Source organism: Paralcaligenes ginsengisoli (assembly GCF_054781135.1).
In genome coordinates this window covers 1-17,115 of sequence record NZ_BAAGUZ010000005.1, presented here as the reverse complement: position 1 = coordinate 17,115, position 17,115 = coordinate 1, and the positions used below count along the sequence as shown (strand labels likewise).

The window sequence follows — 17,115 nt, the reverse complement described above, 5'->3', positions numbered from 1 at the left end:
TCGCGCAGCGCGTCCGGCACACGGCACAACCCATGTTTCTGGTGGAGAAAACCTTGAGGGTACAGCGTTATCCGGTTCATGCGCTCGACAAGCTGGATCGGCATATTCTTGATCTGCTGCAGCGCGATGGCCGCATGTCCATGACCGACCTGGCCGAAGCGGTAGGCTTGACGGTCACACCCTGCATAGAGCGTGTCAAACGACTGGAGCGCGACGGGGTCATTACGGGTTATCACGCCCATGTTTCACCCGCCGCGCTGGATGCCGGGCTACTGGTGTTTGTAGAGGTCTCCATGTCGAGCAAATCCGACCGCACTTTCGATGATTTCCGGCGTGAGGTCCTGTGTATTCCTCAGGTGCTGGAATGTCATCTGGTTTCGGGGGATTTCGACTATCTGGTCAAGGCGCGTATCAGGGAGATAGGTCAGTACCGCACGTTGCTGGGCGATATCCTGCTGCGATTGCCTGGAGTAACCCAGACCAAAAGCTGCGTCGTCATGGAAGAAATCAAGGAAACGCTGTTCATAGCCGCGCAAAAATGAACGCTGAGGCGGTTCGGGCCATGTGGCCACACGTTTTCCGGGAACTCCAGTGACTGCAGTTCCCGGAAAACGTGTGTGTGTTCAATAGGGCGATTTGCCGGTTGATACGGCTCGATGCCCACTTAGAACGTGGTTTGAGGCAATTGGCCCGCTGCGGCCAACTGAGCGTACTCGGCTTCTACTGCGGCGCGAGTCGTGCTGCTGGCATTGGTTTGAGCGGCAAGCGGAGGATAATCCGATTCGCCGGTGCTGACTTGGCCGGCTGCCTCGGCAACCACCAGTTCAGACTCCACTTGAGCGCGCGTCTTGGCGCCGGCATTGGCTTGAACGACAGCGGGATAATCCGCTTCACCAGTGCTCAACAGACCTTCGGCACGAGCTTGCTGCAGTTCGGCGACGACTTGCGCACGGGTTTTGGACACAGGCGCATCAGCCGAGGTGGCAGCTTGCGCGGCACCGGCGATCAGGGAAGCGGAAATCATTAGTACACTTGCAAAGGCTTTCATATAAAACTCCATCACTAATCAAAAAATCGAAGGCTTTTTGTTGCCCCGCTTGCGGGATGCAAGCTGTAATCGATGGATGAAGTGTGTGCTTTTTTTGATTAGGTATAAACCCTAATTATTGCAAATATATTTCCATTCATGGAATAATAAAGGGTGTATGCTAGGAAATTGAAAAAAACTATCACTGTTTTTGGAATAAACAATGGACACATCGCTGGATGACATCGCACTGTTTGTCGAGGTAGCCAAGCGCAAGAGTTTCAGCCGCGCCGCCGAGGCCCTGGAAATGCCGGTTTCGACCTTGTCCCGGCGTATCAATGAGCTGGAACGCATAATTGCCGTGCGCCTGCTCAACCGCAGTACCCGGAAGATCGAGCTGACCGAAGCCGGCAGCGTCTATTTCGAGCGCTGTCAGCACATAGTTGCCGAGGCGCGCATCGCTCATGAACAGTTGCTGGAAGTGGCCCAGCAGCCCAAAGGCCGTTTGCGCATATCCATGCCGACCAGCTTCTCCGTGAGTTTCATGCCGGCCATATTGCGGGGTTTCTGTGAGCTTTATCCCGATATCGAGTGTGAAATCGACCTGGGCATCAGCCCTATCGATTTATTGGCCGATTCGTTCGATATCGTATTTCGTTTTGGCGCTCAACCCGATTCCGGCGTGATTTCACGCCGCATCTCCAACGTGGCTGTGTGTCTTTATGCTTCCAGCGCCTATCTGGCCCGTCATGGAACGCCGGCGGTGCCCGCCGATCTGGCTCAGCACCAATGCCTGCGCTCCAGTGCGGGGAGGGAAGGGTCCACCTGGGTATTGACCTCGGGCTCGAAAGTCGAGGAAGTCACGGTATCTGGACGGCTGGCCATCAATAACATCGGCATGCTGCAGCGCATGACTACGCAAGGCATGGGTATTGCTCCATTGCCCAATCACTGTTCCGTTGCGACGGACCTGGCGGAACGCTTGCAGCGGGTGCTGCCCGAGTGGGAGTTCAAGCCTATTCCGCTGATGGCCCTGTTCCCTTCGCGCATGATGCCGGTCAAGGTGCGTGCGTTCATCGAGTATTTGCAAGCCCGCCTGGCGGAACTGCCGTCGCAGGAAAAACGCCCGCTGAAGCTGGCCTGACGCGGGCCACCCGCAAGCTATTCCGCGGGCGGGCGACGAGCGGGCCGTCTGGCTCAGTCGGGTTGGGCCGCCTGATTTGCGCCCGCGCGCAGGGCCGGCCGGGCAAATACCATGTTGTCGCGATGCATGAGTTCCTGGTCGGACATGCTGCCCAGAATATCGGGAATGCGGCTGCTGGGCTGGCGCATGATGCGGCGCGTGTCGTTGGCCGAATAATTGATCAGGCCGCGGCCGCATTCGACGCCATGCTGGTCGACGCAAGCCACTACGTCGCCGCGTTCGAATTCGCCCTCTACCGCAACCACACCTATGGATAGCAGGCTTTTATGATCTTGCGTGACGGCTCGCACGGCGCCGGCATCAAGCGTGACACGCCCGCGCAGTCGCAAATGATTGGCCAGCCAGCGCTTGCGCGCCGAGCGCACCGGCAGGATGGCCCGCAGTTCGCTGCCTATGCGCTCGCCCTGGGCCAGGCGGATGAGCACATTGGGCTCGCGTCCGGAGGCGATGATGGTATGGCCGCCGCTATTGGCGGCACGCTTGGCGGCCAGCACTTTGGTGAGCATGCCGCCCGTGCCGATGCCGCTGCCGGCGCCTCCGGCCATGGCTTCAAGAGCCGGATCTCCGGCCTGGGCCACCGAAATGAATTCGGCATCGGGGTTTTTGCGCGGATCGGAGCGGTACAGGCCGCGTTGATCGGTCAGGATGATCAGGGCATCGGCTTCGATCAGGTTGGTGACCAGCGCACCGAGCGTGTCGTTGTCGCCCAGCCGAATTTCGTCGGTGACCACCGTGTCGTTTTCATTGACGATAGGCACGACACCGAGCGACAGCAGGGTATAGAGGGTGGTGCGTGCATTCAGATAGCGGCGGCGGTCCGCCAGGTCTTCATGGGTCAGCAGAATTTGCGCGGTGCGGATGCCGTGTTTGGCGAATGCCACCTCGTAGGCCTGGATGAGGCCCATTTGGCCTACCGCGGCGGCGGCCTGCAGTTCGTGCATGGTGTGCGGGCGTTTGGTCCAGCCCAGGCGCGCCATGCCTTCGGCAATTGCGCCGCTGGATACCAGTACCATCTGCCGGCCCTGCGCATGCAGAGAGGCAATCTGGGCCGCCCATTCGGCAACCGCTACAAGGTCTATCCCCTTGCCTTCGTTGGTAACGAGCGAGGAGCCTACTTTGGCTACAAGGCGCTTGGCCTTGGCAATGGTGGATGAGGCAGTATTGGCGGCAGACATGGTCGGAACAGCGGACTTGGGGTAGGAGACGATACCACTAGTTTCTAAAGCGCGGGTCTTCCGGGACGGGCGGCGGCGCCGGCTCGGCATCGCCACGGCTCGCATCGAAGCGCGGGTCTTCGGCAACGAAAGTGCCGTCGGCCTGATCCTGAGCGATGTGCATCCTGGCGCGTTCGGCATCCAGCCAGTCCTGCAGTTGCCAGATGAGTTCCTGGGTGCCGTCGCCGGTGAGCGCGGAAATAGTGAAGACCGGGCCGGTCCAGTCCAGGGCTTCGCAGAAGCGCCGCTTGGCGTCGTCGGGATCGGCAACCATATCGAGCTTGTTCAGGACCAGCCAGCGGGGCTTGGCGTACAGGTCCGGATCGTAAAGGCGCAGTTCTTCGACTATGGCGCGAGCGTTGGCAACCGCCTGTTCGATGGGATCGTTTTCCAGGTCGGGCGAGGATATGTCGACCAGGTGCAGGAGTACCCGGGTACGCGTCAGGTGCCGCAAAAACAGATGCCCGAGGCCGGCCCCTTCGGAGGCGCCTTCGATCAGCCCCGGTATATCGGCCACGACAAAGCTGCGCGACGGCGAGGTGCGCACTACACCCAGGTTGGGATGCAGCGTGGTAAAGGGGTAGTCGGCGATTTTGGGCCGCGCATTGGAAATTTTGGTGATGAGGGTCGATTTGCCGGCATTGGGCAAGCCGAGCAAGCCCACATCGGCCAGTATCTTGAGTTCGAGGCGCAGTTTGCGCTGTTCGCCTTCTTTGCCTGGTGTGAACTGGCGCGGGGCGCGGTTGACGCTGGACTTGAAGTGGAGGTTGCCCATGCCGCCTTCACCGCCGGCCGCAAGAGTGACTTGCTGCTTGTGGTGATCGAGGTCGAACAACTGTTCGCCGGTTTCGGCGTCCTGAATGATCGTGCCCACCGGTACGCGCAGCACGATATCGGGTGCGGCGGCGCCGTATTGATCGGAGCCTCGGCCGTTTTCGCCGTTTTTGCCGCGATGCAGGCGCGCATAGCGAAAATCGATCAGGGTATTGATATTGCGATCGGCAACCGCATAGATGCTGCCGCCTCGCCCGCCGTCGCCGCCGTCGGGCCCCCCCTTGGGGATGAATTTTTCGCGGCGAAAGCTCGCGGCGCCATTGCCGCCTTTGCCGGCGATGACTTCGATGGTGGCTTCGTCTACGAATTTCATGATGATGGGTTCTATGTGTAAGGGTGCAAGTCGGGCGATGGAAATGGCCGGCATGCGGGCTTGCGCATACAGTTGCCAAGCCTGACTATTCTAAAACAAAAAGCCCTGCCTTCACGGCAGGGCCTTGGCTGACAAGCTGGCTGGCTGAGTATTACTCGGCTACCACCACGGATACCGTGGGCTTGTTCAGGGCGCCTTTGACGGCAAACTTCACTTTGCCTTCGACCAGCGAGTACAAAGTATGATCTTTGCCCATGCCGACATTGGTGCCGGGGTGGAAACGGGTGCCGCGCTGACGCACGATGATCGCACCGGCCGAAATAAGCTGGCCACCGTACATTTTGACGCCGAGCCGCTTCGATTCCGAGTCGCGACCGTTATGCGTAGAGCCGCCGCCTTTTTTATGTGCCATGTTTAGCTCCTGCTATACAAAACCGTTGAATCGAACATCAGGCCGTAACGGCGTCGATGCGAAGTTCGGTGTAGTTCTGACGATGACCTTGACGCTTCTGATAGTGCTTGCGACGGCGCATCTTGAAGATCTTGACCTTGTCGTGGCGGCCTTGCGCAAGAACGGTTGCTGTGACCACGGCCCCGGAAACCAAAGGCGTACCAATTTTCAATTGATCGCCTTCGCCAACCGATAATACCTGGTCTAGCGTAATTTCTTGCCCAATGTCTGCCGGTATCTGTTCTATCTTGAGTTTTTGACCTGCAGCAACACGATACTGTTTGCCGCCGGTTTTTATGACCGCGTACATGTGGGAAATACCTCGAAAAATATCCTTTGGCAAAATGCCAAGCTCTACATAATAACGTGATTTTGTTTTTGAAGTCAAGGTGTTGCGGGTTTTGCCCTAGGATCTGTAGTCTGCGTTGATGCTTACATACTCGTGCGAAAAGTCGCAGGTGTACACCGTGTCGGACACATTACCCCGGCCCAGCGCGATGCGCACCAGGATTTCCGGCTCTTTCATGATGCGTTGTCCGTCGGCCTCCTGGTAGTCGGGGTGGCGCCCCCCCTGGCTGGCCACCAGTACGTCGCCCAGCCAGAGATTGATCTTGTTCACGTCCAGGTCGGCGATGCCGGCGTAGCCGATGGCCGCGAGGATCCGCCCGAGATTGGGGTCGGATGCATAGAACGCGGTTTTGACCAGCGGCGACTGGGCCACGGAATAGGCCACTTTCAGCGCTTCCTCGCTGGTCCCTGCTTGTTCGACCCGGATGGTCATGAATTTGGTGGCTCCCTCGGCGTCGCGCACGATTTTCTGCGCCAGTTCGGCGGCGGCTTCCGCCAGGGCCTCGTAAAGGGCTGGGTAGAGAGGGTCGGAGTCCGACTCGATCTGCAGGCCCGCCTGTCCGCTTGCCATGATAATGAAGGAGTCGTTGGTCGAGGTGTCGCCGTCGACGGTGATGCGGTTGAAGGAGCGGTTGGCAATGGCGGCGGCGGCGGTTTTGAGCAGCGCCGGGGCTATGCCGGCATCGGTTGCCAGGTAGCCCAGCATGGTGGCCATATTGGGGCGGATCATGCCGGCGCCCTTGCTGATTCCCGTGATCGTAATGGTTTTGCCGCCGATATTCAGGCGGCGGGAAACGATTTTTGGCTGTGTGTCGGTCGTCATGATGCTGTGCGCGGCTGCGTACCAGTTGCCCGGGCTCAGGCTGGCGATGGCCTGCGGCAGGGCCGCGGTCAGGCGGTCGACGGGCAGCGGCTCGAGAATCACACCGGTTGAAAAGGGCAGGATTTGTTCGGGCTGGATGTGCAGCAGCCCGGCGAGCGCGGCGCAGGTCTGGCGGGCGGCCTGAAGGCCGCTCTGGCCCGTGCCGGCGTTGGCGTTGCCGGTATTGATGACCAGCGCGCCTATGCCTTTGGCGGCGGCAAGGTGGCTTTCGCAGACTTGTACGGGGGCGGCGCGAAAGCGGTTTTGAGTGAAAACACCGGCAACGGACGTGCCCGGCGCCAGGCGGAACAGGGTCAGGTCGCGTCGATTCGCCTTGCGTATGCCGGCTTCGGCTATGCCGATTTCAATTCCCGCAACGGGGAAGATGTCGGATTCGGGCGGGATGTACAGGTTGACGGCCATGGCGGTTTACTCGACGGTAGGAGGGCGTGAAAGTTTCAATCCGGCTGAAACGCCGGTTGCGGTATTTTATGGGACGGCGGTTCAGGGCTTGCCTTGCGACAGAATAGCTTTGTCTGGCGACAGGGAAGCGAAAATTTTAACAGCGCTTGTTTGTTTTATGGGGGGGCGCTTGTGGGTTCGTTATGGATGCGTAGGCGTGGGGTTCTTGTGGCTGGCTGTTTTCTGCGTTCTTAAGACGCGGGGGTGGCGGCCCAGGCGGGGTGGGGCTCGCATCGTCCGGTCCTGGCTTTGCCAGGACTGCCCGCGGCCGCAGCCTGGATCGGGCGGTCGCGGAACTCGCGTCGTCCACAGCCCCCCGGGCTGTGGACACCCTTGACGCTCAGACAACCGCGCCCTTGCATCCCGATCCAGGCTGCGGCCGCGGCGGACTCAAGCTCGCCCACCCCGCCTGGGCCGCCACCCCCGCTCGCATCTAGGTTTTTGGGCGATCACAGGCCTATGTTTTTTGGGCGATCACGGGCCTGCGTTTTTTGAATGATCATGGGCTGCGTTTTTTGCACGATCATGGGCCAGCGCGGCTATAAGGGGATTGTACGGACACCTTGCGCGGCGGCTTGTGCTGCCTATAAGACGACGGCTCGCCGCTATAACCTTGAGTTCAAGGGCGGCTGGAACGTCGCGGCTGGGTCAGCAACTTGAGCTCGCCCAGGGCTTCGAACAGGGCTTTGCCGCTCTTTTCCGACAGGCCGCCCAACAGGTCCTGGATCCATTGCTCGTGCGACTGGGCCATTTTCTTGAATGTCCGCTTGCCTTTGACCGTCAGTTTGATGAGAGAGCTGCGGCGATCGGTGGCGACCTTGATGCGCTCGACCAAACCTTCTTTTTCAAGCTGGTCGGTAATGCCGGTGATGTTGCCGTTGGTCACCATCATGTGCCTGGAAAGTTCGCTCATTTTCATGCCCGATGGTGCGCGCAGCAGTTGTGCCATCAGATCGAAGCGCGGCAGGGTGGTTTCGAATTCGATGCGCAGGCGGGTGCGGATTTCGCTTTCGATCAGGTTGCAGCAGGTCAGCAGGCGCAGCCATAGCCGCAAGTCGTGATGATCTTCGGGAATAGTGCGGCTTTCCAGGTCGGGTATGAGTTCCAGGTCGGTTTCGTGAGTGTTGCCCATGACTTTTATCGAGAAGGCCGGAACTGCCGTGTGACGGTGTGTCCGGGTACAGACGAATTCAACACCGCCGGGGCGCAAGCCGTCTGGCAGTGCGCCCGCGCCGGCACCATTGAGTGCTGGAGCAAACGGGACATGCCCCGCGGGCATGAGCGCAATTGCTGGTTGCCCGCCATGCGGGATGCCCATAATATGGACGGCCATGCCTGCATGCGGCAGTGAAACAGACTTGAATTTACACTGTTTCAATCAATACAGTTTAAATTATAAATACGAATACTATTTAACCCTAAACCATAAAAGTGCTTGCCGGTGTTGCGTCATGCCCCGTGCGGATGGGTCAAGGCCTGTCCCCGCAGGCGCGGCCGGCAGTCGGCTTTGGCCGGATTTATCGCGCCGGCCTTTCCAGGAGTGCATATGCTTGAAAAATTCTTTGCCGCGTCCTATGCCGAGGCCAAAGCCATTTTCATGGCCACGGCAGAGGAAAAGGAGTTCGATCTGCAGACTTTCATCAATCCGGTCGGCCTGGGTATCGACGGTGAGGTCCTGTCGATCGATGTTGCGTATTCGGGGCCGGCCGACGCGCCGGCCATGCTGGTGCTGACTTCGGGCACTCATGGCGCCGAAGGGTATTGCGGTTCGGGCTGCCAGGTCGCGCTGATGAACGACGCCGCCCTGTTGCGTAAGGCGCGTGAGGCCGGAATCGGCGTGCTGCTGGTGCATGCCCTGAATCCTTACGGCTTTTCATACGGGCATCGTACCAACGAAGAAAACATTGATTTGAATCGCAATTTCTGCGACTTTACGGCGGCCTTGCCGGAAAATCCCCATTACGATGCCCTGCATCCTTATCTGATCCCCGCAAGCTGGCCTCCAGGTGAAGATAACGCACGGGCCATTCAGGAGTTTATTCTCACCCGGGGCGAGCAGGCCTACCGCGACGGCATGATGCAAGGCCAGTATACGCACGCCGACGGCCTGTTTTACGGCGGCCGCGCGGCCTCGTGGAGCAACCGCAGCTTGCGCGAAATCTTCCGGCAGTATGGGCGGCCGCGCAACCGTATTGCCTGGATCGACTATCACACGGGCCTGGGGCCATACGGCCATGCGGAAAAAATCTTTGTGCAGGCCGATGGCCCCGATTACCTGCGTGCCCGGGAATGGTGGGGTCGCGACGTCGTGGCCATTTTCGATTCCGATTCGAGCACGGTGGATGTCCGGGGAACCCTGGTGCAGGCCATGCTCGAAGAGTGCGCCGCCGTGCCGGAATTGACGTTCCTGGCGCTGGAATACGGTACCGCGCCCCTGGACGAGGTGTTCACGGCTTTGCGCGCAGATCGCTGGTTGGCCAACAGGCCCGATGTGGATCCAACTCGCCGCCACGCACTGAAAGCCGCTCACCGGGCCGCTTTTTACCCGGAGAACGACGACTGGAAAGGGGCTGTCATAGGCCAGTCGCGAGCAACGCTGCTGCAAACTATTTATGGTTTGAGTGCATGATTCTGAAGGGAAAGCAGGCGGCATATTCTATGCGCCGCCTGTCGTGCCCGCGGAGTCGCTGCGGCGCATGTGCCGCAGCGGTTGAAAAAATAGTGCTTGCCGGCTCTTTTTTTTGGCTATATAGTTTAAGCTTAAAGTATATGGCATCGGAATCGGGGCAGCACCAATGGCCCGATGGCTTGTCGACAGGTAGGGCGTTCGTTCGGAGAAGATCTTGAAAATCGTATGCATAGGCGGAGGCCCGGCAGGCCTGTATTTTGGCTTGCTCATGAAGCTCAGCGATTCCACGCATGAAGTGACGGTGGTCGAACGCAATCGTCCGTACGATACGTTTGGCTGGGGCGTGGTGTTTTCCGACGCCACGCTCGAAAACCTGAAAGAAGCCGATCCCGTTTCCGCCAGGCAGATCAGCGCCGCTTTCAATCATTGGGACGACATCGAGATCCATTACAAGGACCGCAGCATACGTAGCGGCGGCCATGGCTTTATCGGAATAGGGCGCAAGAAGCTGCTCAATATTTTGCAGGCCCGCTGCGAAGAGCTCGATGTCAAGCTGGTATTCGAAACCGATGTGTCCGATGACCAGGCCCTGGCCGAAAAATATCAAGCCGATCTGGTAGTGGCTTCCGACGGCTTGAACAGCCGCGTGCGCACTCGCTATGCCGATACGTTTCAGCCGGATATCGATACCCGCCAGTGCCGTTTCGTATGGCTGGGAACCAAGAAAACCTTCGACGCGTTCACCTTTGCCTTTGTGCAGACCGAGCACGGCTGGTTTCAGGCCCATGCCTATCAGTTCGAGGCGGGGATGTCGACATTCATCGTGGAAACCCTGGACGAAACCTGGAAAGCGTCCGGCCTCGAGGCCATGAGCCAGGAAGAGGGTATTGCCTATTGCGAAAAACTGTTCGCCCCGTGGCTTGACGGCAATGCCCTGGTTTCCAATGCGACGCACCTGCGCGGGTCGGCGATCTGGATCCGCTTTCCGCGGGTAATCTGCAACACCTGGGTGCACGAGCAGGCCTTGTCCGATGGCCGGCGCGTGCCTATTGTTCTGATGGGCGATGCCGCGCATACCGCGCATTTTTCGATAGGCTCGGGAACGAAACTGGCGCTGGAAGACGCCATCGAATTGAATCGTTCCATTCTCGAACACAATAACGATCTGGAACAAGGCTTGCGCCATTATCAGGACGTACGCAGTATCGAGGTCCTGAAAATCCAGAACGCGGCGCGCAATTCCACCGAATGGTTCGAAAATGTGCGGCGCTATGCCAATTTCGAGCCCGAGCAGTTCGCCTATTCCTTGCTGACGCGGTCGCAACGGATTTCGCACGAGAACCTGCGATTGCGCGATACCGCGTGGATCGAAAGCTACGAACGCTGGATGGCGGGCAAGGCCGGCGCGGCGCCGCAGGGCGAGCAGTCGATCCCACCCATGCACATGCCTTATACGGCACGCGGCGTGACCTTGAAGAATCGCGTCGTTGTGTCGCCCATGGCCATGTATTCGAGCGTTGACGGCGTTCCGGGCGATTTTCATCTGGTGCACCTGGGCGCGCGCGCCATGGGCGGGGCCGGGATGGTCATGGTCGAAATGACATGTGTGTCTCCGGAAGCGCGCATCACCCCGGGGTGCCCGGGGCTTTGGAACGATGGCCAAATGCATGCCTTCAGGCGCATTACCGATTTCGTGCACCAGAACACCAGTGCCAAGATCGGCATGCAACTGGGCCACGCGGGGCGCAAAGGGTCGACGCGGGTCAGTTGGGAAGGTACCGACATGCCTTTGCCCTCCGGCAATTGGCCTCTGGTGTCGGCTTCGCCCATTCCCTATATCGACGGCGTGTCACAGGTGCCGCAAGAAATGACGCGCCGGCAAATGGATACGGTGCGCGACGAATTCGTCGCGGCCGCCCGCCGTGCGCAGCAGGCCGGTTTCGATTGGCTGGAGCTGCATTGCGCGCACGGTTATCTGCTGTCCAGCTTTATTTCGCCGCTGACGAATCAGCGCGGCGATGAATACGGCGGCACTCTCGAAAATCGCCTGCGCTACCCGCTGGAAGTATTCCGGGCGGTGCGGGACGTTTGGCCGCAGCACCTGCCCATGTCGGTGCGCATATCGGCGCACGATTGGGTCGAGGGCGGTATTACGGCCGACGATGCGATCGACATCGCGCGCCAGTTCAAGGCGGCGGGCGCCGACATGGTGGACTGCTCGTCCGGGCAGGTCAGCAAGGAGGAAAAGCCGGTTTACGGGCGCATGTATCAAACTCCGTTCTCCGACCGGGTGCGCAACGAGGCCGGCGTGCCGACGATTGCCGTGGGGGCGATTTTCGAAGCCGATCATGTCAACAGCATCATTGCATCGGGCCGCGCGGATTTATGCGCCCTGGCTCGTCCGCATCTGGCCGACGCGGCCTGGACCTTGCGTGAGTCGGCGCGCATAGGCTTTGTCGATGTGGCCTGGCCCAAACAATATTTTCCGGCCAAGCGCCAGCTTGAAACCAATTTTGAACGGGCGGCCGCTTACGCGCAGCCGGTGGGAAAATGAGCCTTAACCATTCGCTCGACAAGCGCCATGCTCTGGTAACCGGCGCTTCGCGCGGCATAGGCTATGCCGTGGCGCGGCAATTGCTGGAGCAGGGAGCATGCGTCACGCTCATGGGGCGAGGCGAAGCTGCGCTCAAACAGGCGGCCGCCAGCCTTGCCGTTCATGGCGAAGTGAATTTTGCCAGCGGCGATATTGCACGGCAGTCCGATGTGCATCAGGCCTTTGCCGCGGCCAAGGCACGTTTCGGCCCGATCGATATTTTGGTGAATAACGCGGGGCAGGCCGTCAGCCAGCGTTTCGATCGTCTGGATGACGCGGCATGGCAGCAAATGCTGGCCGTGAACCTGACCGGCACTTTCCACTGCATGCAGGCAGCCCTGCCGGATATGCTGGAACGGCAATGGGGGCGCATTGTGAATGTGGCCAGCACCGCCGGCCTGGTCGGCTACGCCTATGTAAGCGCCTATTGTGCCGCCAAGCACGGCGTCATCGGACTGACTCGCGCGCTGGCGCTCGAAATCGCAAGAAAGGGTGTGACAGTCAATGCGGTGTGCCCGGGCTATACCGAAACCGATATTGTGCGGGAAGCGGTTGCGAATATCACTGAAAAAACCGGCATGAATGCCGAGCAGGCCCGGGGGAAGCTGGCGGAACGCAATCCCCAGGGCAGGCTTGTGCAACCGGACGAGGTCGCCGAAGCGGTGGTATGGCTATGCCAGCCCGGCTCGGCGGCCGTCAATGGGCAATCCATCCCCATCGACGGGGGAGAGGTGATGGCGGGTTAGCGCCCGCTGTCTGGAAAAGGAGAATCTGCATGGAACAGGCAGTACATACAATGACCCACCACAAACGCCCTTATGCCGGCTATCGGGCAAAGAATTTCCTGTGGGAGACGTCCGCCGACGGCAAGGTGGCAACCATTACCCTGAATCGTCCGGAGCGCAAGAATCCCCTGACGTTCGATTCCTATGCCGAGTTGCGCGATTTGTTTCGCGGCCTGGTTTATGCCGGCGATATCAAAACCATCGTTATCGCCGGAGCGGGTGGAAATTTCTGCTCGGGCGGGGATGTGCATGAAATCATAGGGCCCCTGACCACCATGACCATGCCCGAGTTGCTCGATTTCACGCGCATGACAGGCGATCTGGTCAAGGCAATGCGCGGCTGCCCCCAGCCCATCGTGGCCGCCGTCGATGGCATTTGCGCCGGCGCTGGCGCCATGGTAGCCCTGGCTTCCGATATGCGCATCGGTACACCGCAGGCACGCACGGCGTTCCTGTTCACGCGCGTCGGCCTGGCGGGCGCGGACATGGGGGCGTGCTCCTTGTTGCCGCGCATGATAGGCCAGGGCCGGGCATCGGAACTGTTGTATACCGGCCGGGCGATGACGGCCGATGAAGGTTTGAGCTGGGGTTTTTTCAATAGCCTGCAGGCCTCCGGCGCGGTGCTCGGCGCCGCCCAGGCGCTGGCGCGTCAGTTGGCCGACGGCCCCACGTTCGCGCATGGCGTCACCAAGAAATTGCTGCATCAGGAATGGGCGATGGGCGTTGACGAGGCAATCGAGGCCGAGGCCGAAGCCCAGGCCATTTGCATGCAGACCCGTGATTTTCGCCGTGCCTATGATGCTTTCGTCGCCAAGCAAAAACCTGTGTTCGAAGGTGATTGAATGAACGACACCAGTTGGCTGGAATGGCCTTTTTTCGATGAACGGCATCAGGAGCTGGCCGGGCAGCTTGAAGCCTGGTGCAACAGCACCCTGGCGCATGTGGACCATGGCGATACCGATGCGGCATGTCGCCGCCTGGTGGGCGAGCTGGGTGCCGCGGGATGGTTGCGCGTAGGCGTTCCGCAGGGGCCCGACGGCAGTTGGGGTGGACGCTGGCCGGCGATCGATTCGCGTGCCTTGTGCATCGTGCGCGAAACTCTGGCGCGCCACGATGGGCTGGCCGATTTTGCCTTTGCCATGCAAGGACTGGGCAGCGGCGCTATTTCCATAGCCGGCAGCGATGCACTGCGATTGGCCTATTTGCCCAGAGTGGCCGGCGGTCAGGCGATAGCGGCTTTTGCCCTGTCCGAACCGGAAGCCGGCTCCGATGTGGCGGCCATGGCGTGCGAGGCTCGGCTGGACGGCGATGCCTACGTCCTGAACGGACAGAAAACCTGGATTTCGAACGGCGGAATTGCCGATTTCTATTGTGTTTTCGCTCGCACCGGCGAAGCCCCCGGCGCGCGTGGTATTACCGCGTTTGTGGTCGATGCGGACGCGCCGGGCCTGACTGTCTCGGAGCGTATCGAAGTCATTGCCCCTCACCCCTTGGCAACGCTGCGGTTCGACGAGTGCCGGGTTCCCGTTTCGCATCGGCTGGGCGATCCCGGGCAGGGTTTCAAGATTGCGATGATGACTTTGGACATCTTTCGCGCCTCGGTGGCCGCGGCCGCCCTGGGCTTCGCGCGCCGGGCCCTGCAAGAGGCGCTGGCGCGCGCCAGGTCGCGCCGCATGTTCGGCCAGACGCTGGGTGACTTGCAATTGACCCAGGCGGCACTGGGCGATATGGCCACGGAAATCGATGCCGCCGCCTTGCTGACGTACCGGGCCGCCTGGATGCGCGACGTCAAGGGAGTCCGCACCACCCGCGAGGCGGCCATGGCAAAGATGGCGGCGACCGAGTCGGCCCAGCGCGTCATCGACCGGGCCTTGCAGATGTTTGGCGGAGCCGGTGTGGTGAGCGGCATGCCGGTTGAAAAACTGTATCGCGAAATTCGCGCCTTGCGCATCTACGAGGGCGCGACTGAAGTGCAAAAACTGATTATTGCGCGCGAGCTGCTCAAAGACGGCTAGGACGCAGAGCCCGCGCCGCAAGCTGGAAGCGGGCGGCGCAGCCGGGACAACAAGGAGACGGACATGGAAGTATCGGCATACCAAGACACCTTTGCGCGGGATCATCTGCCACCTCTGGATCAGTGGCCGGAACTGCTTCTCGACGGCAACCCCGACGTGGCCTATCCGGCGCGCCTGAATTGCGCGGTGGAGCTGGTCGATGCGATCGTGGGCCAGGGCCGGGGCGACCGGATCGCCCTGCGCTGGTGCGAGGGCGGCGAACACCGCAGCATGAGCTACCGCGAACTCATGGCCCTGACCAACCGGATCGCCCGAGTGCTGACCGAAGACATGCAGTTGCAGGCGGGCAACCGGGTTTTGTTGCGCGGCCCCAATAATGTAATGATGGCCGCCTCCTGGCTGGCCGCCGTGAAGGCGGGCCTGGTTACGGTGCCGACCATGCCCCTGCTGCGAGCTTCGGAGCTCAAGCCGATTATTCAAAAGGCTCAAATACAGGCGGTCTTGTGCGATGTGCGCCTGGCCGACGAAATCGAGCATTGCCTGGATGCCAGGCATCCCGATTTTTGTCCCGAAATCAGGCAGGTGCGCTATTTCAATGATCCTGGCGCGGAGGGGCTGGAAGCGCTTGCCGCGGCCAAGCCGGAGACTTACGCGGCCTGCGATGCCGCCATCGACGACGTATGCCTGATTGCCTTCACCAGCGGAACAACCGGCAAGCCCAAGGGTTGCATGCACTTCCATCGCGACGTGCTGGCGATGTGCGATACCTTTTCCCGCCACACCTTGCAGATGGATGCTGCCGACATAGTCTGCGGCACGCCTCCTTTGGCGTTCACCTTCGGATTGGGCGGCTTGCTGTGTTTTCCGCTGCGGGTTGGCGCGTCCGTTGTGCTGACCGAGCGGCTTACTCCTGACGAGATGCTGGCGACGGTGCAGGATTTCGGTGTCACCATGACTTTTACGGCGCCTACGTTTTACCGCCAGATGGCGGCCCTGGTGTCCAAATACGATCTGTCGACGCTGAAGAAGACCGTATCGGCGGGGGAAGCCTTGCCCGACGCCACGCGGCAGCTCTGGAAAGAGGCCAGCGGAATCGAAATGATCGATGGCATAGGAGGCACCGAGATGATCCATGTATACGTATCGAGCGCGGGGGCCGAGGTGCGCCGCGGTTCCATCGGCAAAGTCGTGCCGGGCTATGTGGCGCAGGTGGTCGATCAGGACTTCAAGCCGGTCGCGCCGGGAGTCGTAGGCCGTCTCGCCGTCAAGGGGCCGACCGGCTGCCGCTATTTGAGCGATGAGCGCCAGAGCGTCTTTGTGCAGCAGGGCTGGAACCTGCCCGGCGATACCTTCAGCATGGATGAGGACGGCTACCTGTTTTACCAAGCCCGCAACGACGACATGATTATCTCGGCCGGCTACAACATTGCCGGCCCCGAAGTCGAGGGAGCCCTGCTGCGGCACGAGGCGGTTGCCGAGTGTGGGGTAGTGGGCGTACCCGATGCAGACCGCGGCAATATCGTCACTGCCTATGTGGTGCTCAAGCCCGGCTTCAGCCACGATGCTGCCATGGTCAAAACCTTGCAGGAACACGTCAAATCGGTAATCGCGCCCTATAAGTATCCGCGTGCCATTGAGTTTGTCGACAGCCTGCCGCGCACCGAAACCGGCAAGCTGCAGCGTTTCATGCTGCGTAAGAAATCATCATGATCAGCGTTTTATAAGGAAAATGGAATGAATACTTTGCAACCTCCCGACTGGTTGGCTCCGCGCGGCTACGCCAATGGCATCATGGCGGAAATGGTGGTGGGCAGCCGCCTGCTGTTTGTCGGTGGCCAGATTGGCTGGAATGGCCAGCAGCAGTTCGAGACCGACGACTTCGCCGAGCAGGTGGGCCAGGCATTGAGAAACATCGTGGCCGTTCTCAAAGAAGGCGGCGCAGGCCCGGAGCACATCGCCAGGATGACCTGGTACGTATGCGATAAAAATGAATATGTAGCAGCCTTGCGTGAAGTTGGCCGCCATTACCGCGAGGTGATCGGCCGCCATTACCCCGCCATGACCGCCGTTGAAGTGGGCGACCTGGTCGAAGACCGGGCCCGCGTGGAAATCGAAGTCACCGCCGTCGTGCCGCCCACCGCCTGATCCCTACGAACTGTCCGCGTGACCCCCTGATTGCCGCGTTGACTCATGCCCATAACTCATAGCCGCGCTGGCCCATGATCGTGCAAAAAACGCAAGCCCGTGACCATTCAAAAAACGCAGGCCCGTGATCACCCAAAAAACGCAGGCCTGTGATTGCCCAAAAACCTAGATGCGAGCGGGGGTGGCGGCCCAGGCGGGGTGGGCGAGCTTGAGTCCGCCGCGGCCGCAGCCTG

At 60.4% G+C, this 17,115-nt stretch carries 16 protein-coding genes; 9 read left to right on the top strand and 7 right to left on the bottom strand.

Translation table 11 applies throughout. The features are described 5' to 3' along the window. Window positions 1-53 precede the first annotated feature (53 nt). Window positions 54-542 carry an Lrp/AsnC ligand binding domain-containing protein gene (locus tag ACYVIS_RS03905; protein ID WP_305072083.1) on the top strand — a complete coding sequence of 163 codons (489 nt, stop codon included), beginning with the start codon at window positions 54-56 and terminating at the stop codon, window positions 540-542. 122 nt (window positions 543-664) lie between these two features. Here the strand turns inward: ACYVIS_RS03905 and ACYVIS_RS03900 are convergent, their stop codons facing one another. Further along, window positions 665-1,048 (bottom strand): DUF4148 domain-containing protein, encoded by a 384-nt coding sequence (locus ACYVIS_RS03900; RefSeq protein WP_232741182.1) that lies wholly within the window; start codon window positions 1,046-1,048, stop codon window positions 665-667. A gap of 202 nt (window positions 1,049-1,250) precedes the next feature. Here ACYVIS_RS03900 and ACYVIS_RS03895 point away from each other — a divergent pair, with 202 nt between their 5' ends. After that, window positions 1,251-2,171 (top strand): LysR family transcriptional regulator, encoded by a 921-nt coding sequence (locus ACYVIS_RS03895; RefSeq protein WP_232741181.1) that lies wholly within the window; start codon window positions 1,251-1,253, stop codon window positions 2,169-2,171. Window positions 2,172-2,224: 53 nt separating this feature from the next. Here ACYVIS_RS03895 and proB read toward each other — a convergent pair whose 3' ends face one another. The 6 genes from proB to ACYVIS_RS03865 all read right to left on the bottom strand — a co-directional run bounded on the left by proB (window position 2,225) and on the right by ACYVIS_RS03865 (window position 7,847). After that, on the bottom strand, window positions 2,225-3,406 hold the full coding sequence (proB, locus tag ACYVIS_RS03890) for a glutamate 5-kinase (RefSeq protein ID WP_232741180.1): 1,182 nt from the start codon (window positions 3,404-3,406) through the stop codon (window positions 2,225-2,227). 37 nt (window positions 3,407-3,443) lie between these two features. Beyond that, window positions 3,444-4,592: a GTPase ObgE gene (gene obgE / locus ACYVIS_RS03885; RefSeq protein ID WP_232741179.1), complete on the bottom strand. Its 1,149-nt coding sequence runs from the start codon at window positions 4,590-4,592 to the stop codon at window positions 3,444-3,446. A gap of 151 nt (window positions 4,593-4,743) precedes the next feature. After that, complete coding sequence (gene rpmA, locus ACYVIS_RS03880; protein WP_232741178.1) at window positions 4,744-5,004, bottom strand: 50S ribosomal protein L27; 261 nt, start codon at window positions 5,002-5,004, stop codon at window positions 4,744-4,746. A 37-nt stretch (window positions 5,005-5,041) separates the two neighbouring features. Next, window positions 5,042-5,353, bottom strand: coding sequence for a 50S ribosomal protein L21 (gene rplU / locus ACYVIS_RS03875; RefSeq protein WP_232744667.1), 312 nt, complete (start codon window positions 5,351-5,353; stop codon window positions 5,042-5,044). A 96-nt stretch (window positions 5,354-5,449) separates the two neighbouring features. Then, window positions 5,450-6,676: a bifunctional glutamate N-acetyltransferase/amino-acid acetyltransferase ArgJ gene (argJ, locus tag ACYVIS_RS03870; RefSeq protein WP_460873326.1), complete on the bottom strand. Its 1,227-nt coding sequence runs from the start codon at window positions 6,674-6,676 to the stop codon at window positions 5,450-5,452. A gap of 658 nt (window positions 6,677-7,334) precedes the next feature. Next, window positions 7,335-7,847 (bottom strand): MarR family winged helix-turn-helix transcriptional regulator, encoded by a 513-nt coding sequence (locus ACYVIS_RS03865; RefSeq protein ID WP_370635862.1) that lies wholly within the window; start codon window positions 7,845-7,847, stop codon window positions 7,335-7,337. A gap of 414 nt (window positions 7,848-8,261) precedes the next feature. Between ACYVIS_RS03865 and ACYVIS_RS03860 the strand changes: the two genes are divergently transcribed. From ACYVIS_RS03860 to ACYVIS_RS03830, 7 genes are all read left to right on the top strand, one after another. Further along, window positions 8,262-9,344, top strand: coding sequence for a M14 family metallopeptidase (locus ACYVIS_RS03860; RefSeq protein ID WP_460873325.1), 1,083 nt, complete (start codon window positions 8,262-8,264; stop codon window positions 9,342-9,344). A 214-nt stretch (window positions 9,345-9,558) separates the two neighbouring features. Continuing rightward, on the top strand, window positions 9,559-11,898 hold the full coding sequence (locus tag ACYVIS_RS03855; protein ID WP_460873324.1) for a bifunctional salicylyl-CoA 5-hydroxylase/oxidoreductase: 2,340 nt from the start codon (window positions 9,559-9,561) through the stop codon (window positions 11,896-11,898). Then, complete coding sequence (locus tag ACYVIS_RS03850) at window positions 11,895-12,683, top strand: SDR family NAD(P)-dependent oxidoreductase (protein ID WP_460873323.1); 789 nt, start codon at window positions 11,895-11,897, stop codon at window positions 12,681-12,683. Before ACYVIS_RS03855 ends, ACYVIS_RS03850 begins: the two co-directional genes overlap by 4 nt. Window positions 12,684-12,712: 29 nt before the next feature. Then, the gene (locus ACYVIS_RS03845; RefSeq protein WP_460873322.1) at window positions 12,713-13,564 is read left to right on the top strand and encodes an enoyl-CoA hydratase family protein; all 852 of its coding nucleotides are present in this window, start codon (window positions 12,713-12,715) and stop codon (window positions 13,562-13,564) included. Beyond that, a complete protein-coding gene (locus ACYVIS_RS03840) occupies window positions 13,565-14,737 on the top strand; it encodes an acyl-CoA dehydrogenase family protein (protein WP_460873321.1) in 1,173 nt (390 codons plus the stop codon). 63 nt (window positions 14,738-14,800) lie between these two features. After that, the gene (locus ACYVIS_RS03835; RefSeq protein WP_460873320.1) at window positions 14,801-16,447 is read left to right on the top strand and encodes an AMP-binding protein; all 1,647 of its coding nucleotides are present in this window, start codon (window positions 14,801-14,803) and stop codon (window positions 16,445-16,447) included. A gap of 24 nt (window positions 16,448-16,471) precedes the next feature. After that, window positions 16,472-16,882: a RidA family protein gene (locus ACYVIS_RS03830; RefSeq protein ID WP_460873319.1), complete on the top strand. Its 411-nt coding sequence runs from the start codon at window positions 16,472-16,474 to the stop codon at window positions 16,880-16,882. The last annotated feature ends 233 nt before the right edge of the window (window positions 16,883-17,115 follow it).